The organism is Pseudomonas syringae group sp. J248-6 (genome assembly GCF_032586995.1).
Taxonomy (GTDB): domain Bacteria; phylum Pseudomonadota; class Gammaproteobacteria; order Pseudomonadales; family Pseudomonadaceae; genus Aquipseudomonas; species Aquipseudomonas amygdali.
Map to the genome: position 1 here is coordinate 151693 of NZ_JAWHOP010000006.1, position 21011 is coordinate 172703.

The 21011-nt window shown below is 59.1% G+C and carries 19 protein-coding genes; 5 read left to right on the forward strand and 14 right to left on the reverse strand.

All coding sequences use genetic code 11. The features are described from left to right. The first annotated feature begins 22 nt into the window (after positions 1 to 22). Positions 23 to 2524, forward strand: a complete 2502-nt coding sequence (plsB, locus tag RYC17_RS10635; RefSeq protein WP_058399644.1) for a glycerol-3-phosphate 1-O-acyltransferase PlsB — start codon at positions 23 to 25, stop codon at positions 2522 to 2524. A 432-nt stretch (positions 2525 to 2956) separates the two neighbouring features. Beyond that, positions 2957 to 3646 carry a DUF4197 domain-containing protein gene (locus RYC17_RS10640; protein ID WP_230017857.1) on the forward strand — a complete coding sequence of 230 codons (690 nt, stop codon included), beginning with the start codon at positions 2957 to 2959 and terminating at the stop codon, positions 3644 to 3646. 73 nt (positions 3647 to 3719) lie between these two features. On the opposite strand, the gene RYC17_RS10645 is transcribed toward RYC17_RS10640, so the two are convergent. Beyond that, on the reverse strand, positions 3720 to 4529 hold the full coding sequence (locus tag RYC17_RS10645) for a class I SAM-dependent methyltransferase (protein WP_230017855.1): 810 nt from the start codon (positions 4527 to 4529) through the stop codon (positions 3720 to 3722). Positions 4530 to 4625: 96 nt separating this feature from the next. On the opposite strand from RYC17_RS10645, the gene RYC17_RS10650 reads away from it, so the two are divergent. Continuing rightward, complete coding sequence (locus RYC17_RS10650) at positions 4626 to 5249, forward strand: energy transducer TonB (protein ID WP_122259217.1); 624 nt, start codon at positions 4626 to 4628, stop codon at positions 5247 to 5249. A gap of 34 nt (positions 5250 to 5283) precedes the next feature. On the opposite strand, the gene RYC17_RS10655 is transcribed toward RYC17_RS10650, so the two are convergent. The 6 genes from RYC17_RS10655 to ppc all read right to left on the reverse strand — a co-directional run bounded on the left by RYC17_RS10655 (position 5284) and on the right by ppc (position 11851). Further along, a complete protein-coding gene (locus RYC17_RS10655) occupies positions 5284 to 5973 on the reverse strand; it encodes an extensin family protein (RefSeq protein WP_122280200.1) in 690 nt (229 codons plus the stop codon). A 133-nt stretch (positions 5974 to 6106) separates the two neighbouring features. Continuing rightward, positions 6107 to 6970: a DUF72 domain-containing protein gene (locus tag RYC17_RS10660; RefSeq protein ID WP_316903104.1), complete on the reverse strand. Its 864-nt coding sequence runs from the start codon at positions 6968 to 6970 to the stop codon at positions 6107 to 6109. 2 nt (positions 6971 to 6972) lie between these two features. Then, positions 6973 to 7284, reverse strand: a complete 312-nt coding sequence (locus RYC17_RS10665; RefSeq protein ID WP_002554750.1) for a hypothetical protein — start codon at positions 7282 to 7284, stop codon at positions 6973 to 6975. Between the two features lie 237 nt (positions 7285 to 7521). Next, a complete protein-coding gene (tsaB, locus tag RYC17_RS10670; protein ID WP_058399639.1) occupies positions 7522 to 8196 on the reverse strand; it encodes a tRNA (adenosine(37)-N6)-threonylcarbamoyltransferase complex dimerization subunit type 1 TsaB in 675 nt (224 codons plus the stop codon). 91 nt (positions 8197 to 8287) lie between these two features. Further along, positions 8288 to 8935 carry an adenylate kinase gene (adk, locus tag RYC17_RS10675; RefSeq protein WP_002554752.1) on the reverse strand — a complete coding sequence of 216 codons (648 nt, stop codon included), beginning with the start codon at positions 8933 to 8935 and terminating at the stop codon, positions 8288 to 8290. A 279-nt stretch (positions 8936 to 9214) separates the two neighbouring features. Then, positions 9215 to 11851, reverse strand: coding sequence for a phosphoenolpyruvate carboxylase (gene ppc, locus RYC17_RS10680; protein ID WP_316903033.1), 2637 nt, complete (start codon positions 11849 to 11851; stop codon positions 9215 to 9217). 379 nt (positions 11852 to 12230) lie between these two features. Here ppc and RYC17_RS10685 point away from each other — a divergent pair, with 379 nt between their 5' ends. After that, positions 12231 to 12644 carry a DUF4398 domain-containing protein gene (locus RYC17_RS10685; protein WP_004657980.1) on the forward strand — a complete coding sequence of 138 codons (414 nt, stop codon included), beginning with the start codon at positions 12231 to 12233 and terminating at the stop codon, positions 12642 to 12644. 58 nt (positions 12645 to 12702) lie between these two features. Next, complete coding sequence (locus RYC17_RS10690; protein ID WP_002554755.1) at positions 12703 to 13485, forward strand: OmpA family protein; 783 nt, start codon at positions 12703 to 12705, stop codon at positions 13483 to 13485. Positions 13486 to 13561: 76 nt separating this feature from the next. Here RYC17_RS10690 and RYC17_RS10695 read toward each other — a convergent pair whose 3' ends face one another. The 7 genes from RYC17_RS10695 to RYC17_RS10725 all read right to left on the reverse strand — a co-directional run bounded on the left by RYC17_RS10695 (position 13562) and on the right by RYC17_RS10725 (position 20998). Then, positions 13562 to 13882, reverse strand: coding sequence for a hypothetical protein (locus RYC17_RS10695; RefSeq protein WP_058407362.1), 321 nt, complete (start codon positions 13880 to 13882; stop codon positions 13562 to 13564). Beyond that, complete coding sequence (locus RYC17_RS10700) at positions 13879 to 14775, reverse strand: alpha/beta hydrolase (protein ID WP_058399636.1); 897 nt, start codon at positions 14773 to 14775, stop codon at positions 13879 to 13881. Before RYC17_RS10700 ends, RYC17_RS10695 begins: the two co-directional genes overlap by 4 nt. A gap of 220 nt (positions 14776 to 14995) precedes the next feature. Beyond that, on the reverse strand, positions 14996 to 16315 hold the full coding sequence (locus RYC17_RS10705; RefSeq protein WP_177342336.1) for a flavohemoglobin expression-modulating QEGLA motif protein: 1320 nt from the start codon (positions 16313 to 16315) through the stop codon (positions 14996 to 14998). Positions 16316 to 16405: 90 nt separating this feature from the next. After that, entirely contained in the window at positions 16406 to 17131 is a 726-nt protein-coding gene (locus RYC17_RS10710) for a TetR/AcrR family transcriptional regulator (protein ID WP_005743405.1), read from the reverse strand. A gap of 77 nt (positions 17132 to 17208) precedes the next feature. Further along, a complete protein-coding gene (gene lysS / locus RYC17_RS10715) occupies positions 17209 to 18711 on the reverse strand; it encodes a lysine--tRNA ligase (protein ID WP_005732488.1) in 1503 nt (500 codons plus the stop codon). Positions 18712 to 18780: 69 nt separating this feature from the next. After that, a protein-coding gene (prfB, locus tag RYC17_RS10720) for a peptide chain release factor 2 (protein WP_122259221.1) occupies positions 18781 to 19876 on the reverse strand; the annotation gives its coding sequence in 2 pieces (ribosomal slippage) (positions 18781 to 19803 and positions 19805 to 19876; 1095 coding nt in all). A gap of 117 nt (positions 19877 to 19993) precedes the next feature. Further along, a complete protein-coding gene (locus RYC17_RS10725; RefSeq protein WP_058399634.1) occupies positions 19994 to 20998 on the reverse strand; it encodes a PleD family two-component system response regulator in 1005 nt (334 codons plus the stop codon). Positions 20999 to 21011 lie beyond the last annotated feature (13 nt).

Genomic DNA, 21011 nt, shown 5'->3' on the forward strand with positions numbered 1-21011 from the left:
TCCCTTACTCAGCAGAAGCCGTATGACCCGTTCTCCGTTCCGTCGTCTTGTGTTCGGCACCCTGCGCCGATTGTTGTATCTCTGGGTGCGCTCGGAAACCATCAATCAGTCGTCTTTTACGCTCAACCTGGACCGTAGCCGTCCGGTGTTCTATGCCCTGCAGTCGCCGTCTATAAGCGATCTGGCGGTGATCGACACAGAATGTCGCAAGGCTGGCCTGCCTCGCCCCGTATTGTCGGTAGCGGTCGGCAACCTGATAGAGCCAGCTGCATTCTTTTACCTGACCCCGGCGCCTGACTGGCTTGGCCGCCAGGACAAGCGCGGCGCACCGCCGACACTGGAACGTCTGGTCGCAGCCGTGAGCCAGAACCCCGGCGAAGATGCGCAGATCATTCCGGTCAGCGTGTTCTGGGGCCAGTCGCCAGACCGCGAGTCCAGCGCCTGGAAACTGCTGTTCGCCGACAGCTGGGCGGTAACCGGCCGGTTGCGCCGTCTGGTCAGCATCCTGATTCTGGGCCGCAAGACCCGTGTACAGTTTTCCGCGCCCATTCACATCCGCGAGCTGGTGGGTGAAAACAAAGGTTACGAACTGACCCTGCGCATGACCCAGCGTCTACTGCGCGTGCACTTTCGCAACCTGAAAAGCGCGGTCATCGGCCCGGACGTTTCGCACCGGCGCACGGTGGTCAAAGGACTGCTGGACGAGCCGCTGGTCAAGCAGGCGATCATCGAAGAAGCCGAACGGGAGAACATCACCCAGGACAAGGCACGGGACCGGGCGCTGAGCTACGGCAACGAGATCGCCTCGGACTATACCTATTCCGTCATCCGCTTCATGGAAGTCGTCCTCAGCTGGTTCTGGAACAAGATTTACGACGGCATCAAAGTCAGCCACATCGAAGGCGTGCAGGAAGTGGCACCAGGGCATGAAGTCATTTACGTCCCTTGCCACCGCAGCCATATCGATTACCTGCTGCTGTCCTATCTGTTGTTTCGCAACGGGCTCACGCCGCCGCACATCGCTGCTGGCATCAACCTGAACATGCCGGTCGTCGGCAGCCTGCTGCGCCGTGGCGGGGCGTTTTTCATGCGCCGCACATTCAAGGGCAACCCGCTGTATACAGCGGTTTTCACCGAGTACCTGCACACGCTGTTCATCAAGGGTTTCCCGGTCGAATACTTTGTCGAAGGCGGTCGCTCGCGGACCGGGCGAATGTTGCAGCCCAAAACCGGCATGCTCGCCATCACCCTGCGCAGCTTCCTGCGCAACTCGCGGATGCCGATTGTGTTCGTTCCGGTGTACATCGGCTACGAGCGCGTGCTGGAAGGCCGTACTTATCTGGGCGAATTGCGCGGAGCGACCAAGAAGAAAGAGTCGATCTTCGACATCTTCAAAGTCATCGGTGCGCTGAAGCAGCGTTTCGGCCAGGTATCGGTGAACTTCGGCGCCCCCATCAAGCTGGCCGAATTCCTTGACGGCGAACAGCCGGACTGGCGCGAACAGGCGCTGGCACCGCAATTTCGCCCGGAATGGCTGAGCGAAACCACTCATCGGCTGGGTGAGCGTGTGGCCCAGCACCTGAATGAAGCCGCCGCCGTCAACCCGATGAACCTGGTTGCTGTGGCCTTGCTGTCAACGCAAAGGCTGGCGCTGGACGATCAGGCCATGGAGCGTGTTCTCGACCTCTACCTGACGTTGCTGCGCGCCGTACCTTACTCACCACACACCACATTGCCGGAAGGCGACGGGCGCTCACTGATCGAGCACGTCAAAGGCATGGACCTGCTCGCCGAACAAAAAGATGCACTGGGCAAAATTCTGTACCTCAACGAACAGAATGCAGTCCTGATGACGTACTACCGCAACAACGTCCTGCACATCTTTGCCCTGCCCTCACTGCTGGCCAGCTTTTTCCAGAGCTCGTCGCGCATGAGCCGCGACCAGATTCTGCGCTACACACGTGCGCTGTATCCATTCCTGCAATCGGAACTGTTCATTCGCTGGCCGCTGAGCGAGCTGGATGAGGTGGTCGATCAATGGCTGGCTGCGTTCGTCGAGCAAGGCTTGCTGCGCTTCAAAAAGGACGTCTATGTGCGTCCGGAGCCCAGCTCCCGCGAGTTCGTGCTGCTGACCCTGTTGTCACGGGCCATCGCGCAGACCCTGCAGCGCTTCTACATGGCAATCGCCTTGTTACTCAACAGTGGACAGAACACATTGAGCGCCGAACAGCTGGAAGACCTGTGCACGGTCATGGCCCAGCGCCTGTCTATTCTGCATGGCCTTAATGCACCAGAGTTCTTCGACAAGAGTCTATTCAGGCACTTCATCCAGACCTTGCTGGACCTGGGCGTGCTGCGCAAGGACAGCGCCGGCAAGCTGAGCTATCACCCGATGCTGGGCGAACTGGCAGAAGGTGCGGCCAAGCGGGTGTTGCCGGCCGAAATCCGTCTGTCGATACGGCAAGTGGCGTTACACAGCAATGAAGAAGAGCAGGATGCGGGAAATGGTGAAGGGGTAGCGTAGGGCTTTTCCGCAATTAGCCGGGGATCTTTAGACACGTGTTTTATGCTCCCCGGCCGCTGCTAAGGTGTGGTTTGTACCCATGACTGGTACTCATCACACTCAATAAGAAATTGAAATGTCCAGCGAACCCCTGGTAAGTGAAGCCCGCGAAAAACAGATTACCCAGCAAGTGCCATTGCCGTTTGAACTGGGCTATGCCGCAGGACCAGAGCGGTCTGAAGATCAAGGTCATTCAAGTGAACGGTTGATTGTTCTTCGCTGCAAAGGCTTTCATCAACGGCGCGTTTTCAGCGCGCCGTTGATGTTTTTGTTGCTGCGCACCGCATCATTTCCATCGGCACTAAACAGCACTGTTTCCTTTCGGGCTTCGGGTGGATACCGCAAGTTCCTGATACGCTTGATCCCGTACCCACTTCTCACAAGGACGCTCTCATGCCTCGCTTTTCGTTCACCTTCGCTGGTCTATGCGCCGGTCTGCTGCTGTCGGCCAACGTCTTCGCCCTGTCGCTGAACGACCTCTCGCAATCGGATGCGACCGGTGGTCTCAAAGACGCGCTGACCCAAGGCGCACAGGTCGCGGTCAAACAGCTCGGAGTTCCCGGCGGTTTCAGCAAGAATGAAGCGGTGCGTATCGAGCTGCCAGGCAAACTCGGTCAGGTCGCGAAAAAAATGAAAATGCTTGGCATGGGTGCTCAGGTCGATCAGCTGGAAACCAGCATGAACCAGGCCGCCGAAGCTGCAGTGCCTCAGGCTCAGGCGTTGTTGGTAGACGCCGTGAAAAAGATGAGCGTGACCGACGCCAAGGCCATTTTAAGCGGCGGGAAGGACTCGGCAACCCAGTACCTCAACAGCACCAGCCGCGAACAGATCCGCGCCAAGTTCCTGCCTATCGTCAAGAAATCTACCGATCAAGTCGGTCTGGCACAGAAGTACAACGCATTCGCTGGCAAGGCGGCGGCACTTGGCGCGCTGGACAGCAAAAATGCCAACCTTGAAAGCTACGTGACCGAACAAGCGCTGAACGGGCTGTTCGAGATGATTGCAAAACAGGAAGAAAGTATTCGCGCCAACCCCGCGGCAGCCGCTACAGGCCTGGCGAAGAAGGTATTTGGCGCGCTTTGAGTGCAGGGTTAGCGCCTGTATTCACGGGCGCATCTGCGTTTGATTCGGGCTCAGGCCGTCGACGCTACAAGCGCTATGCACCGCTATCGTCTGTGACTGCCTTAGGCTTCAAGGCCTTCTTCGGGTAGATGTCGTAGCGGCTGGATTTTCCATCCAGCGCATAACCTGGCTTGGGCCCGTCAATGCATGGGGCCTTGCGCGGGCGTTTGACCACAACACGGTGAGTGGCAAGCGCAAGAGCCGCTTCCAGCAACGCAGGCGCATCCATGTCATCGCCGACCAGAGGCCGGAACAGGCGCATTTCCTTTTTGACCAGAGCGGTTTTTTCCCGATGCGGGAACATCGGGTCGAGGTAAATGACCTGCGGCGGCTCCGCTGTCCAGCCACGAATGATTTCAATGGAGTTGCCGGTCAACAGCTGCATCCGCGCAACGATCGAACCCACGTCACGATCATCGCGTCCGCGCGCCAGACCGTCTTCCAGCAGTGCAGCAATAATCGGCTGACGCTCGATCAGGCTCAGCTCGCAACCAAGACTCGCCAGCACGAACGCATCCTTGCCCAAACCTGCCGTAGCATCCAGCACGCTGGGACGAACGCCTGGCTGAATACCGACGGCCTTGGCAATCATTTGCCCGGTGCCACCGCCAAACAGACGACGATGTGCCACTGCACCCTCGACAAAATCAACTCGCACAGCGCCAGGCGCATCGTCGCCCAACTGCTGCAATTGCAGGCCATCGTCGGTTGATTGCAACGCAAAATCAGCTTCAGCGTCGTGCAACGGCAAGCCTAGACGCTGCGCCCAATGCTCCGCCTGCTCCTGCCCTGCGACCGCGAGCGCTTCGACCCGGATACGACTGCCTGTTTGCTGCTCAATCATTACGCCCACACACTCAAAAATTGTTAATGATCGGCAAAGTCTGCCGATAACCAAGTATCCGGCATTTTGCCAGACCCAAGGCCAGTACTGATCGCTATGTCAGAGATTGTTCAATCATCCATCGGCTATTTGTCGCACTCAGGCGACTATAGCGTTCGCAACAGCCGCACACTGGGTGGTGTGACGCAGCTGTGGTCGGATGCATTTGCCCGAGCGATGGCGGATCAGGTCAGCGAAAGCACTCCAGTGCCGGTGCACCCGACGGCCGTTGAAGTGGATGTTGAAACAGGCGAACCGGTCGCTGGCGCAAAAACCCTGAGCAAGATTGTCGAGCAACGGGCCTGCCCGGTCACCGACACCGAGGTCAAACCACCTGAGCCGCTGTTCCTGCCAATTGCGGAGTTCGACCTTGACTTGCTGCCGCCGCCTGCCGAGCCCTTCAGCATGGCTGAGCTGATCGAACAACAACGTCATCTGGAATTCGAGAGCCACTGGGTACGCCCTACAGTTCTGAACCCGTACAGCGACAGCGTCAACCCGGGCCCCGGCCCTCAACCACGCCCATTGCACCTGCCAATCGCCGAATTCGAATGGGAACTGGCCGACAAGCCTGCCCTGCCCCTGGATGAGCAGACCATTGCTGCCCAACAACGCCAGTTCGACTACGAGAACGGCTGGGCTCGCCCGCTGATCCTGCAGAACCTGCGGATGGCGGCATAAGCCCCAACGCTCTTGCCGGCAGCTTAAAGGCTCGCTACCTACACACCGACCAGCGCCCCATGTCGACGTGAAAATGATCACGATGCGCCGCGTTGTACTCAGGCCCGAGCACCGTACTGAAGTTTTTGCAGGCGCCGTCACGTAACAGCCTCAGAAAACGCCCCTTGTCCCCTTCGTCGTCCCAATCCTTGAGAACCCCGATGCGCTGACCGTCTGCGAGGCGAAAACCTGCCATATCCAGTGCATTGGCGGTCGCGTGCTGGCTGAGCCGAGCATTGGCGCGGTTGTAGATGTTGCGGCAGGCAAAGCTGCCCAAATGATCGATCCGCGCTACCCGCTGGCCGAAAACAGCCTGGGCGGCGGGTTGCAAGGTGTGAATATCAAACAGCGCATAGGCGACCGCCAACGGGCAACTGGCCAGGAAGCTGCTGCTCAGCGCCACGTCGCCGCCCTGAATGCGCAGGGTATTTTCCAGAGGGCAGCGAGCAGAAGGTTCACTGTCGGCCTGACGACTGAAACGCAGCCCGGACGTACTCAGCACCTGGTCGCACAGCGCAGGGTCGTTCTGCAGTCGTGACAGCTTGTAAGACGTCAGGAAGTTGGGCTCGGCCCGCACATCCAGCGGCGTCCAGGGGTTCCAGCGCGCAGGTACATCGACCCAGCCGCGCCAGACTGCGAACGCCCCCATTGCACAGATCAGCAGGAATACCAGAAGCACACGCATGCTCAGCCCATGCCCCAGACAACAGGGGTGAATTTGAAGAAGGGTTTGTAAATGGCAAGCAAACAGCGCAGTTGCGAATCCATTAGCGGGCTCTCCACAAGGTCGGGCTCTGTCAACCCACACCTGGAAGACCTCAGAGCAAGCCCAACTGTTCCACCTGAGGCCCGCGATCCAGCTCGAACAATGCCGGCAAGCCAGGCAATCGCGCCATTAGTTGCTGGTGAAAGCGCATGGCCTGCTCGGCAGCCTTGATGTTGTCAGGGGTGTGCAGGAAGACATAAGGCGTGCGCCCCTCTTCGATCCACACGGCGACCTTTTCCACCCACTGCACCAAAAACTGATCATTGGCCTTCAGGTCAGGACCGCCGATGAAACGGACCTGGGGAAACAGCGTCAGCGCAGCAGGACGAGGCGGCACCTTGGGCTTTTTCGATTGCGCGTGCAGGACTGCGGGATCGCTCGAGACACAGCTGAACAATGCCCGGGAGTCGAGACAGATGCGCTCGACGCCTCGATCCAGCAGCAGGCGATTGAGCATGCGCTCTTCATCACCCTTCATGAAAAACGCGATGTTGCGTACTTCTACGGCGAGCGGCACATTGAGTTCATCAAGAAAACCGGCCAGCTCGGCCAGACGCTGCGGTGTAAAGCTGGCGGGCAACTGCAGCCAGAACGGTGCGATCCGCCCACCCAGAGGCGCAAGCAGACGGATGAATTCCTCAGCTGCGCCCACCTGCTCACGAAGGTCGCCGTTATGACTGATGTCTTTATGGAATTTGGCGGTGAAACGAAAATCATCGGGCATCGTTTCTGCCCAGCGCTGCACTGTAGTGGCGGCGGGACGGGCGTAAAATGTGGTGTTGCCTTCGACAGCGTTGAATACCTGAGTGTAGAGATTCAGGAAATCATTCGGGCGGGCATCTTCGGGATACAGCGAATCGCGCCAGGCGTTTTCACTCCATGACGGACAACCTAGGTAGTAAGGCAGGCGAGACACGGTCAAACGTGAAGATCGAGCCCCGATACTTCAAGGTCCCAATCGACAAAGCTGGCGGTGGTCAGGTAGCTGGCCAGCGCGTGAGCGACACGAGAGCTCATGGAGCGCGGGAAAATGATGTCTTGTGGACGCGCAGGCACGTTGGCAGTGCTGCCAATCGGTGAATCACCCGCATCGCGACGAGCCTGCGCCGGAGGCGGCGGCAACTCGGCATCAACTACGACTTCCTCGAAAGAACCTTCAACGGTCGAAGGCGTCTTCTGCGGCTTTCGCTTGATGGGGTAAGAGCGTGATGAGGTTCCGTCTATGCGCATCGATTATATACTCGGCGTCGATAGTGGCAATTTAGCGTTACTGCCTTGTAGTTCGCAAATTGCTTAACGATAACTAGACCACACATATTGCAAATTGTTTTCGCCAAATGAGATTAAAGACCATTCAGACGATAAACGGTAGATGGCGAATTGATATTTTTCCAGCTATAGACGGAATAGTATGACTTGGACAGGCACGACAGCAGAACACTGTGGCGTGCCTTGAAGCCAATCACATCAACGCGCTTTGGGCGTTGCAACCTTATCGCGCAGATAGACCGGCTGGGCGTCGTCTGCCGGCAGGGCTTCGCCACGCGCCCAGGCGAAGGACGCCAGCGTCAGCAAGTCCTGCGCATGGGGCAGCATGCCTGCGTCATGACCGGCCAGACTGACCGGGATGCGCTCGGCATAGCCCCAGCCAGTACCGGCTCCAAACCATTGTCCACTGGTGTGCGCAGGCAGTGTCGCCAACTCGGGCGCCATGACCGCCTCGTTGCCGAGCAGACGCATCTCCCCGGCTGTCTCGTGATAGCAACCCCAATACACCTCATCCATGCGCGCATCAATGGCCGATGCCACCTGGGACACGCCATGCTCACGAAAGGCACGCTGGGCCAGCACGGCAAGATTGGAAACAGGCAATACCGGGCGCTCCAGCGCGAACGCCAGGCCTTGCACGACACCAATGGCAATGCGCACGCCGGTGAAAGCGCCAGGGCCGCGCCCGAACGCGATGGCATCCAGCGCCGACATCGCAATGCCTGCCTCGGCCATCAGGCTTTTGATCATGGGCAGCAGCCGCTGGGCATGCAGGCGCGGGATCACCTCGTAGTGGCTCAGCACTTTGCCATCGTGCAGCAAAGCGACCGAGCAGGCTTCAGTGGCGGTGTCCAGGGCCAGCAAGGTGGTCATCGGTGTTTCCGTCATGGTCAGGGTGAAAAGTGCAGCAGTATAAATGACAAATGGCCCGCAAGCGGGCCATTTATTGTTCAGACTGAAAGTCTTACTTCAGGGCTTCCAGTACTTTTGCAGTGATCTCTTCAACCGAGCCGACGCCAGGAATATGGCTGCATTTGGGCTTGCCATCCTTCGCTTCCAGCTTGCTGTAGAACTCGACCAGCGGCTTGGTCTGGGCATGGTAGACCGACAGGCGATGGCGCACGGTCTCTTCGACGTCGTCCTTGCGCTGCAGCAGCGGTTCGCCAGTCACATCATCGATACCCTCGACTTTCGGCGGGTTGAAGATGGTGTGATAGATGCGACCAGAGCCTTCGTGAACCCGGCGGCCCGACATGCGCTTGACGATTTCTTCGTCATCAACGGCGATTTCCAGCACGTGGTCGATTTCCAGACCTGCTTTCAACAGGGCTTCGGCCTGAGGAATGGTGCGCGGGAAGCCGTCGAACAGAACGCCGTTCGCACAATCCGGCTGGGCCAGACGATCCTTGATCAGACCAATGATCAGGTCATCGGAAACCAGACCACCCGAGTCCATGACACTCTTGGCCTTCAGGCCAAGCTCGGTTTCAGCCTTGACTGCAGCGCGCAGCATGTCGCCTGTCGAAACCTGCGGGATGCCGAACTTTTCAGTGATGAATTTTGCCTGAGTACCTTTACCGGCCCCGGGAGCTCCTAGCAGAATCACGCGCATCGTCATGCTCCTCAAAATTTTTATAGTGAAATCAACGGATTCGCCTCGGGGGCCAATCTAAAAATAATCAGGCCAACAGGCCGAAAGGCTGATCAAGATACACAGCCGACCGAGGCCGCACAAGCCGCCAAAAGTCGCATTAACCGCGTGCGCACCGGCTTGCGCGCCCCGATTGTCGAGCGGCGTGATCTGTATCAACGTTTCCGGCAGGCCAGCCCGCAAACCCGGCATTGCCAATGCCGGGCCAAAACGGCCCGGCAATTAAAGTAATGCGCGTGTTCAACCAGTGTTACGCAGACCGGCAGCGATCCCGGCTACAGACACCAGCAGCGCCAGTTCCAGAGGGCTGTCCAGACTGGCTTCGCGACTGCGGGAGCGGGACAACAGCTCGGCCTGGAGCAAATGCAACGGGTCGAGATAGGTGTTGCGCAGACTGATGAATTCCAGCGTTTCAGGGCTATGCGCCAGCAGTTGCTTCTGCCCGGTCAGCCCCAGAACCACATTGCACGCCTGCGACAATAGGTCGCGTAATTGTGCGCCTAAATGTTGCAGCTCAGCACTGACCAGACGCTCGTCATAGAGTCGGGCAATGTCCGAATCGGCTTTGGCGAGGACCATTTCCAGCATGTCGATGCGGGTTCTGAAGAACGGCCACTGTTCGCGCATCTGCGCCAGCACCGTACCCTCGCCGCGCTCCAGAGCCTTGCTTAGCGCAGCTTCCCAACCCAGCCAGGCGGGCAACATAAGACGCGTCTGCGTCCAGGCGAAGATCCACGGAATGGCGCGCAGGCTTTCCACGCCACCTTCGCGGCGCTTGGCCGGGCGACTGCCGAGTGGCAGGCGCCCCAGTTCCTGCTCGGGCGTTGCCTGACGGAAATACTCGACGAACTCAGGGTTCTCGCGCACTACCGCGCGATAGGCACTGACCCCGTCAGCGGCCATCTGGTCCATCATTGTCCGCCACGCCGGTTGCGGAGGCGGTGGCGGCAGCAGGGTCGCCTCCAGCACCGCTGCCAGATAGAGATTGAGGTTCTGTTCGGCGATGTCCGGCAGGCCGAATTTGAAACGAATCATTTCCCCTTGCTCGGTGGTCCGGAAGCGCCCGGCTACCGAACCTGGCGGCTGCGACAGAATCGCCGCATGCGCGGGACCGCCACCACGACCAACCGTACCGCCGCGACCGTGGAACAGCAGCAGTTCGACCTGCTGCTCGCGACAGATCTCCACCAGCTTTTCCTGCGCGCGGTACTGGGCCCAGGCCGCCGCCGTAGTGCCCGCGTCCTTGGCCGAGTCGGAATAACCGATCATGACTTCCTGCGGGCCGTGCAGACGCGAGCGATAGCCCGGCAAGCCGAGCAGCGTCTCGATCACCGGCCCGGCGTTATCGAGGTCAGCCAGGGTCTCGAACAACGGCACCACACGCATCGGCCGTTGCAGCCCGGATTCCTTGAGCAGCAACTGCACGGCCAGCACGTCGGATGCCGAACCTGCCATCGAAATGACGTAAGAGCCCAGCGAAGCTGCCGGAGCTGCTGCCACTACCCTGCAGGTTGCCAGCACTTCTGCGGTGTCGGCTGCCGGTTTGAAGTAGCTTGGCAGCAACGGTCTGCGGTTGTTCAGTTCGCGCAACAGAAAGTCGATGCGGGTCTGCTCGTCCCACTCCTCGTAGCGACCCAACCCCAGATAATCGGTAATTTCAGTCATCGCGGCACAGTGGCGACTGGAGTCCTGGCGGACATCCAGACGCACCAGAAACAGGCCGAACGTGACGGCACGGCGCAGGCAATCCAGAAGCGGCCCGTCGGCAATCACGCCCATGCCGCACTCATGCAGCGACTGGAAGCACAGCAGCAGCGGGTCCAGCAGCTCGCGGTTGTCTCGCAGCACCGCTTCAGGCGCAGGCAAGGCCTCGCTCAATGAGGCATTGGCCCAATTGCGCGTCGCGCGCAGGCGCTCACGCAGACGCTTGAGTTCTGCCCGATAAGGCTCGGCACTGTCACCGACGCTGGCCCGCAAGGCGTCGCTGGCCTGTTGCATCGACAGCTCTGCGGCCAGGTTATCCACATCACGCAAATAAAGGTCAGCCGCCATCCAGCGCGCCAGCAACAACACTTCACGGGTAACCGCGGCCGTGACATTCGGGTTGCCGTCACGGTCTCCGCCCATCCACGAGGCAAAGCGGATCGGCGCGGACTCCAGAGGCAAATGCAGGCCGGTGGCTGCGTGCAATGCATGGTCAGCCTTGCGCAGGTAATTCGGAATGGCGTGCCATAGGGAGTGCTCGATAACCGCAAAACCCCATTTGGCCTCATCAACCGGCGTGGGCCGGATACGCCGGATCTCTTCGGTATGCCACGCCTCGGCGATCAGACGCTGCAAGCGCGAGGTAATCTGTGCGCGCTCGGTGCTGTTGAGGTCACGATGATCGAGCGCGGCCAACTGCGCAGCAATCGCGTCGTATTTCTGAATGAGCGTGCGGCGTGCCACTTCGGTGGGGTGAGCTGTCAGCACCAGCTCGATTTCCAGCTTGCTCAGCTGACGCGCCAGAGCTTCAGGCGTGTGACCTTCCGTTTTCAGGCGGTCAAGCAGCTCGGGCAGCACCCGCGACTCAAACGGCAGAGGCTGGGTATCGTCACGACGATGCATGAGCTGATACTGCTCGGCAATATTGGCCAGGTTGAGAAACTGATTGAAAGCGCGGGCCACAGGCAGGAGTTCATCATCACCCAGCCCGTCGACACTGGCGCTGAGTTGCTCGGCACCTTCTGCAGAACCGCGCCTGCCCGCCTTGGCGCCCTTGCGAATACGTTCGATCTTGTCGAGGAATTCAGCGCCTCGTTGCTCACGAATCGTGTTACCCAACAGCTCACCCAGCAGGTGAACGTCTTCGCGCAGACGCGCATCGATATCGGCCATCGTTCCTCTCCCGGTTTTTGTCTGGGCTCAGTTGCGTACCCGCAAAACAGCGCGGGCGTACGTGAATTTAAATCCGCATGCCAACAGTGCACCAAAAGCCTGCGATTGGACAAATGGTTCAACAAAAAGCCGCACCTCAGTGCCTGATTAATTCTGCATCGACGTCCGTTCACATGTCGACCAACATGCTGACCGCTTTCTGAAGCCCCCTGAAAATTCCTGACCACGCAGTAGATATTTATCTGAACTATTCAAAAACCGCGCAGGTCGGAGCCTTTAACCATTACAGGAAAGCCCGAAAGGCAGCAGGCGGTTGTACGACCTCATGCCCGGACTTGATGCAACAACTGTCATGGATAACCACGTTCGGAGTCAGACAATGGAGTTGATCACCATGAACACCTTAACTGCCAAAACCAAGTTCAAAGGCCTGCGCGGTCTCAAGCTGGCTGCGCTGGCGCTCGGTAGCACCTTTATCCTCGCCGGTTGCGCAGGTAACCCGCCATCCGAGCAATATGCAGTTTCGCAATCGGCCGTCAACAGCGCTGTCAGCGCCGGCGGTACCGAATTCGCAGCGGTGGAAATGAAGTCGGCTCAGGACAAGCTCAAAGAAGCTGATCTGGCCATGCAGGATCACAAGTACGACGAAGCTCGCCGTCTGGCTGAACAAGCCGAGTGGGACGCTCGTGTAGCAGAACGCAAATCTCAGGCCGCCAAGGCTGCCAAGGCTGTGCAGGATGCTCGTCAGGGCGTCAACGAACTCCGTGAAGAAGGCCTGCGTCAGGTGCAGTGATTGCCCTGAACCCTTTCTGTTTTCATGAATTCGTAACTGATTAAAGGACGACAATATTATGCGTAAACAATTGATGATCCCTGCTCTGCTGGCCATGAGTGTTGCCCTGGCAGCCTGTGCAACCAAGCCAAACCCTAATCTGGAACAGGCTCGCAGCAACTTCACCGCGCTGCAGACCAACCCGGAAGCCACTAAAGTCGCGGCGCTTGAAACCAAGGACGCCAGTGAATGGCTGGCCAAGGCAGAACAGGCTTTCCGTAACGATGATGACGTCAAGAAAGTTGACCAACTGTCTTACCTGACCAACCAGCGCGTAGAACTGGCCAAGCAGACCATTGCCCTGCGCACCTCCGAAGCGGCTCTGCAGAACGCTTCTGCTGACCGCGCCAAGGCACGCCTGGAAGCTCGTGATGCTCAGATCGCTGCGCTGAAAAACAGCCTGAACGCCAAGCAGACCGAACGCGGTACGCTGGTAACGTTCGGTGACGTGCTGTTCGACTACAACAAGGCCGATCTGAAGCCGACCGCTCAAGGCGACATCGGCAAGCTGGCTGCTTTCCTTCAGGAAAACCCTGATCGCAAAGTGATCGTTGAAGGCTACACCGACAGCACAGGTTCTGCTTCCTACAACCAGTCGCTGTCCGAGCGCCGCGCCAATTCGGTTCGCATGGCACTGGTACGTATGGGTGTAGATCCAGCGCGCGTTGTGACCATGGGCTACGGCAAGGAATATCCGGTTGCTGACAACACCAGCAACTCGGGCCGTGCCATGAACCGTCGTGTGGAAGTTACTATCTCCAACGACAACCAGCCTGTTGCACCGCGCTCGTCGATGAAATAAGCGACTGAGCCGCTGCACTCAAGCCCCGCCTGCGCATACAGGCGGGGCTTTTTAATGCCGAAAATTATCGCCGTCTTTATTGCTGTGGCGTCTGCTGGCCGACGCACCGCACCGCTTGCCTGTGATCATCAATCAAAACGCCTGACAAACCCTTTCGCGACGTGTCGAACAGCACCAGCACGCCATCAACGCATTGCGCCACCTCGTCCGCTGGCGTCGCGGCGATCTTGTAGTCCTCGCCAGGCACGGTCTTGAGCAGGGTGAACTCACTGAGCAATAGCGCATCTTCAGGCTTCGCAAAATGCAGATAGCCGTAAAACCACAGGCAGCCGACGGTGCCGATGACTGCACCGACAGCGCTGAGGATCATGCCGTTGACGTTACGCTCGCGACTCATGGCGCTGGCGGTGTAGCTGGGGTCGGATAGTTGGGCACTTGCGCAAGGCGACGCAGGCCGTTGAAATGCGTCGGGTCGTCCAGATAGCGCAGCATCACCTGACGCCAGAGAGGGTCGGCGAACGTCTGTACGTGCTCGCCACGGGTCAATTGCAATACCCGCGGTGGAGGCGCCGCCTTGTACAGCTCGATGCCGTTGGCGAGCGGCACCAGTGTGTCGTCCATGCTGTGAAAGATCAGCATCGGTGTGCCGGCCAATCGTGGCAGGCCGTTGACGGCGCTGTCGGCCTCCGGGATCAGCCAGGACAAGGGCGTCTTCAACGGCCAGGTCAGCCACGACTTGCTCAGCGAGTTTCGCGCGACGCTGCGGTAGCTGGCCGGCACGCTGTCCAGCACCAACGCCTTGAGCCGCGAGCGCTCCTGCGGGTGTTCTGACAGGTAATGCACCGCCAGTGCTCCACCAATGCTTTGCCCCAGAACCACAAGGGGTTTGCCTTGCACTTGCGGTGCAGTGTTCAACCAGTCGAAAGCGGCCTGAACATCCTGATAGACCGCCGGCAGGCTCGGCTCGCCCTGCGACTCGCCATAACCGCGGTAATCCACCATCAGCACCTGATAACCCTGCTCGGGCAACCACCAGACGCCACCAAGATGCCAGGACAGGTTGCCGCCGTTGCCATGCAGATGCAGCACCGTACCCTTGACCGGTACACCCTCTTTCGCGGGCAGCCACCAGCCATGCAGGCGCGTACCATCGGCGGCGGTGAGGTTCACATCCTGATACTGCAGGCGCGCCTTGTCGGGTGTGAACGGAACACCTTGCTCGGGGTAGAACAGCATCGAACTGCAACCGGTGAGTGCGAGGAACAGGGTGAAGATGCCGAGCAGTTTCAAATGGGGTTTCCTTGCTGTTTTCATCGCCACATCACCGCCGTGCTGGCGCAGAGCAATGGCACGATAGTTACAAGATTATCGTTCCTCACGCTCCAGCGTGGGAATGCCGTTCTGGACGCTCTGCGTCCGATCCTGACTGTGCAGCGCGGCGCAGATTTGTGACGCGGAGCGTCACCCACTGCGTGCCAACGCGGAGCATTGGCACGATAGTCAGTTCGGCCTACAAAATATTCGAGTAGTCCGCTTCGATACGGTCCAGGCTCAGGTGGTTGAGGAAGTTGGAGAAGCACATCCAGGCCGATAGCGCGTTCATGTCACGGAACTGCTCAGGCAGGTATTTGGGTGCCACCACCAGCCCTTCATCCACCAGTTGGCGCAGGCTGCGCATGTCTTCCAGCGTGGTCTTGCCGCAGAACAGCAGCGGCACCTGTTCGAGCTTGCCCTTGCGCACGGCAAGCTGAATATAGTTGTAGACCATGATGAAGCCTTTCAGATAGGACAGGTCTTTAGTGAACGGCAAGCCGTTGGGCACCGAGCCGCGGAATACGCGACTGGCGTTGCCGTAGCTCTCCGACATGCCGAAGCCCTGCTCGCGGTAAAACTCGAACACCTGCAGAAAATCAGCACCCTGCTCGGCCATGTGAATGGCACGGGTACGATTGGTCAGCTTGCGCAAACGGCTGGGGTAGGAGGCGAAGGCGATGACTTCCATGAGAATCGCCAGGCCTTCCTGAGTGACCGTCGATGAGGGCGGACCTTTGGACAGGAACGTACAGATCGGCTGGTTTTGCCCGTTCAACGTGGTGCCGACGTGTACCAGCCCTTCGTGAACCTCCAGCGCCCGTACATCACGCTCATTGAACATCGCGTCGGTGCGGATCTTGATGTAGTCGGCACCCGCGGCCGCGTCGGCGACGATACCGTCGGACTCGAAAACCCGAATGGTCTCCTCGGCCTCACCGAACACACGATTCAAACGCGATTGCAGCAGCGAAACAGCGTCCTTGGCCGTGAGCGTTTTCGGCTCGTCCTTGAGATCACCACGCCCGGCGATGTTGTTCAGGTAATCCGAGAGCATCAGGCCCAGATCGGCCAGCGTCGGGTCACCGGCGTGAAAGGCATCGGACGCAGCGCCATACAGCTCCTGCGAGATCAGCCCGAAGTCAGGCGTGCCACGCGCTTCGAGCATACGCACCACCATGCGGTACTCACGGCACATGCGGCGCATGATCTGCCCGACCGGGTTGAACTGCCCCAGTTGACGCGTGACATCCCGCTCGATGTTCTGAAACTCTTGTTTCAAGGCAACCGAATCGAAGCCCAGCGGGCGGTTTTCGTAATAGGCACGGTCCACGGCAGGAAGCGCCTTGCCCTTGGCGGCCAGAAACTCCTTGCGAACTGTCTCATCCCATTTAACTGCATCCAGAATGCGAATCGGCGTCTGTGCAACGACGATCCGATCCGATAACGCACGAATAGTCTGTTGATACTCGTCCACCGGTACTCCTTGGCTGGCTGTTTCGCTACTGCTCGGCGGCATGAGAACACGCCACCGCTGGAAAATATCGAAATTGGCAGGGTCGTCAAGCCGTCTGAACCGCCGACCCAGAGCACGTCGAACGAAGTATAGTCACCCTCGAACCGGCTGCGGCGTCCCCAGAACCAGACGCATCTGCCGGGTCAGAATACAGAGCATTTCTTCGTCCGCCTGACGCTGTGGGCCATGCAGCAGGCCTTGATACTCAATGCGCCGGATAAGCCCCGTCAACACCTGAGCGTCCTGATAGGGCTGCAACGAACCAATCACCTGAAAGAACTGACAACTGCCCTGCAGCAGAATTTCCTGATGGGCCATCACCAGCGGGGTCAGACGCGGGTTGATCAGCGCTTCGTGGTAGAACGCCTGTTCGGCGATCAGGTAGTCGCGCCGGGTCAGCAATTGATGCCGGATATGCTCCATCACCATACGCGCAATATCGTCAGCCAGCCGAAATCGATCGGTCGGGCTGCCCGAACTACGGCTCATCATCTCACGCAGAATACCTTCAGTGTTCTGCCAAAGCCGCGCCAGGTAATCGGCACTGCGCTGTACATACTGGGCGAAGGCATCGGTCAGCAGGTCATTGATGTCCTTGAAGTAATAGGTGGTTGCCGACAACGGTACGCTGGCCTCAGCGGCCACTGCGCGATGACGTACAGCGCGCACGCCGTCGCGTACCACGATACGCATGGCCGCATCGAGAATGACCTGCCTGCGTTGTTCACTGCCTTCGCGGGCCGCCTTGCGGCCTTGATACTTGACACTTTTGGCCACCGCGCTCGCTACTCCGGCGGCCCCTTCTCTGGCAATCGTCACGACAGCTTCCTTTTTAAATCGTCCTGAAAAACACCTAAAAAAAAGCCGCCCATTGAAGGCGGCTGTTTTTTCATTGATTACGCTTGCGGGCGCATGTGCGGAAACAGAATGACGTCGCGGATCGAAGGCGAGTCGGTGAGCAGCATCACCAACCGGTCGATGCCGATCCCCTCGCCCGCAGTGGGCGGCATGCCGTACTCCAGCGCACGGACGAAGTCGGCGTCGTAGTGCATGGCTTCGTCGTCACCGGCATCCTTGTCGGCCACCTGAGCCTGGAAGCGTTCGGCCTGATCTTCGGCGTCGTTGAGCTCGGAGTAGGCATTGGCGATTTCACGGCCGCCGATGAACAACTCGAAACGGTCGGTTACGCTCGGATTTTCGTCGTTGCGACGAGCCAGCGGAGAGACTTCGAACGGGTACTGAGTGATGAAGTGCGGCTGTTCCAGCTTGTGCTCGACCAGCTCTTCGAAAATCATCACCTGCAATTTGCCCAGGCCTTCGAAGCCGAGCACCTTGGCACCGGCCTTTTTGGCAATGGCACGTGCCTTGTCGACGTCCTGCAGATCGGCAGCGGTCAGATCCGGGTTGTACTTGAGGATCGAGTCGAACACCGACAGGCGCACAAACGGTTCGCCGAAGTGGAACACCTTGTCGCCGTAAGGCACGTCGGTGGTGCCCAGAACCAGTTGAGCCAGTTCACGGAACAGCTCCTCGGTCAGGTCCATGTTGTCTTCGTAATCAGCGTAGGCCTGGTAGAACTCGAGCATGGTGAACTCGGGGTTGTGCCGGGTCGAAACGCCCTCGTTACGGAAGTTGCGGTTGATCTCGAAGACTTTCTCGAAACCACCGACCACCAGACGCTTGAGGTACAGCTCCGGCGCAATGCGCAGGAACATTTCCATGTCCAGCGCGTTGTGGTGGGTTTCGAACGGCTTGGCTGCCGCACCGCCTGGAATGGTCTGCAGCATCGGCGTTTCGACTTCAAGGAAGTCGCGCTTCATCAGGAAGCTGCGAATGTGAGCGATAACCTGCGAGCGCACGCGGAAGGTCTCACGCACGTCTTCGTTGACGATCAGGTCGACGTAACGCTGGCGATAGCGCTGCTCGGTGTCGGTCAGGCCATGGTGCTTGTCGGGCAGCGGACGCAGCGACTTGGTCAGCAGGCGAACGGTGGTCATCTCGACGTACAGGTCGCCCTTGCCGGAGCGTGCCAGGGTGCCTTCGGCAGCAATGATGTCGCCCAGGTCCCAGGTTTTCACCTCGGCCAGGGTTTCTTCAGGCAGGGTCTTGCGGTTGACATAGACCTGGATACGCCCGGTCATGTCCTGGATCACCATGAACGAGCCACGGTTGAGCATGATGCGACCGGCGACCTTGACCGGAATCGCTGCCTCTGCCAGTTCTTCCTTGGTCTTGTCGACGTACTGTTTCTGCAAGTCGTTGCAGTAGCTGTCGCGGCGGAAGTCGTTGGGGAAGGCCTGACCCTTGGCACGGCCTGCAGCAAGCTTTTCCTTGCGCAGGGCGATCAGGGTGTTTTCTTCCTGTTGCAGGGCTTGCGGGTCGAGTTGTTGGTCGCTCATGTCTTTAAATATTCCATCACAGGTTCGCCCTCGTCTTGCGACGAGGGACTTGAGGTGTCGGCTGACGGTTTACAGCCCTTGCTTGAGGCTCGCGATCAGGTATTCGTCGATATCGCCATCAAGCACCTTGTCGCAGTCGCTGCGTTCGATGTTGGTCCGCAGGTCCTTGATACGCGAGGCGTCCAGTACATAGGAACGAATCTGATGACCCCAGCCGATATCGGACTTGGTGTCTTCGAGCGCCTGGGACGCTGCGTTGCGCTTCTGCACTTCCTGCTCATACAAACGGGCCCGCAGCATTTTCATGGCGGTGTCCTTGTTCGCATGCTGGGAACGTTCGTTCTGGCAACTGACCACGGTGTTGGTCGGGACGTGGGTGATACGTACCGCAGAGTCTGTGGTGTTTACGTGCTGACCACCGGCACCGGAGGAGCGGTAGGTATCGATGCGCAGGTCCGACGGGTTGATGTCGATTTCGATGTTGTCATCGATTTCCGGCGAAACGAACACGGCCGAGAACGAGGTGTGGCGACGGTTGCCGGAATCGAACGGGCTCTTGCGCACCAGACGGTGAACGCCGATCTCGGTACGCAGCCAGCCAAAGGCGTATTCGCCCTTGATGTGCACGGTAGCGCCCTTGATACCGGCGACTTCACCGGCAGACAGCTCCATGATGGTGGCGTCGAAACCGCGCTTGTCAGCCCAGCGCAGGTACATGCGCAACAGGATGTTGGCCCAGTCCTGCGCTTCGGTGCCGCCGGAACCGGCCTGGATGTCCAGGTAGGCGTTGTTGGGGTCCATCTCGCCACTGAACATGCGACGGAATTCGAGCTTTTCCAGCGATTCGCGCAGGCGCTCGACTTCGGCAGCGACGTCATCGACGGCGGCCTGGTCCTCTTCTTCGGCAGACATCAGCAACAGGTCTTTGGCATCGGCCAGACCCGAGGACATTTCGTCCAGGGTTTCTACGATCTGCGCCAGCAGGGAGCGCTCGCGCCCCAGTTCCTGAGCGTAGGCCGGGTTGTTCCAGACGTTTGGATCTTCGAGCTCGCGGTTGACTTCGGTCAGACGATCATGTTTGTGATCGTAGTCAAAGATACCCCCGAATGGTTTCGGAGCGCTCGGACAAATCCTTGATGCTGTTTAGGATCGGGTTGATTTCCATGGTAGGCAGCACTCGCAGGCGAAATTTTCAAAGCCGACGAGTATACCCCAGGCAAGGCCACGAAAGCAGCCCGTCGAGCAGGCGTTGTGAGGCCTATTTTACCGGCCACTGGCGGCGTCAGCCTGCCGCGACCTGATTGCGTCCGTTGTTCTTGGCCTGATAAAGCCCCTTGTCGGCATCCAGAATCAGCTGGCGGCTGTGCATCCCGACCTGCGGCGTCAGGGTAGCGACACCAATACTCACGGTAAGGCTGGAACCAGGCGTTGGAGCGATATGCGGGATATTCATGCCTGACACGCTCTGACGCAGTTTTTCAGCCAGCAGACGCGCCCCGCCTGGAGAAGTATTGGGCAGGACCATGGCAAACTCCTCGCCGCCGTAGCGCGCGGGCAAGTCCGACGGGCGACTGCAACTGTTGCGGATGGCTTTCGCCACCTGACGCAGGGCCTCGTCGCCCTCCAGGTGCCCGAAATTGTCGTTGTAAGCCTTGAAGTAGTCGACATCGATCATCAGCAGCGACAACTGCGCCTGATCGCGAGTGGCACGCCGCCACTCCAGCTCCAGGTACTCATCGAAATGGCGGCGGTTGGACAGTCCCGTCAGGCCATCGGAGTTCATCAGGCGTTGCAGCACCAGATTGGTGTCAAGCAACTGTTGCTGGCTGACCCGCAGGGCACGATAGGCCTCGTCACGCTGCAGCAGTGTCATATAGGAGCGCGAGTGGTAGCGAATGCGCGCCACCAGTTCGATGTTGTCCGGCAGTTTGACCAGATAATCGTTGGCCCCGGCCGAGAACGCGGCGCTCTTGATCAGCGGGTCTTCCTTGGTGGACAACACGATGATCGGGATATCGCGGGTCAACGGGTTGCTGCGGTACTCGCGAACCAGCGTCAGACCGTCCAGGCCCGGCATGACCAGATCCTGAAGAATCACGGTCGGCTTGATCCGCACAGCCTGGGCAATTGCCTGATGCGGGTCGGCGCAAAAGTGGAAGTCGATCGATTCGTGGCCAGACAGTCCACGCCGGACAGCCTCGCCAATCATGGCCTGATCATCAACCAGAAGCACCATGGCGGTGTTCTCATCCGGGGTCTTGATCTCATCCGTCTGCAGGTCATGCATAGTGTTTCTCCTG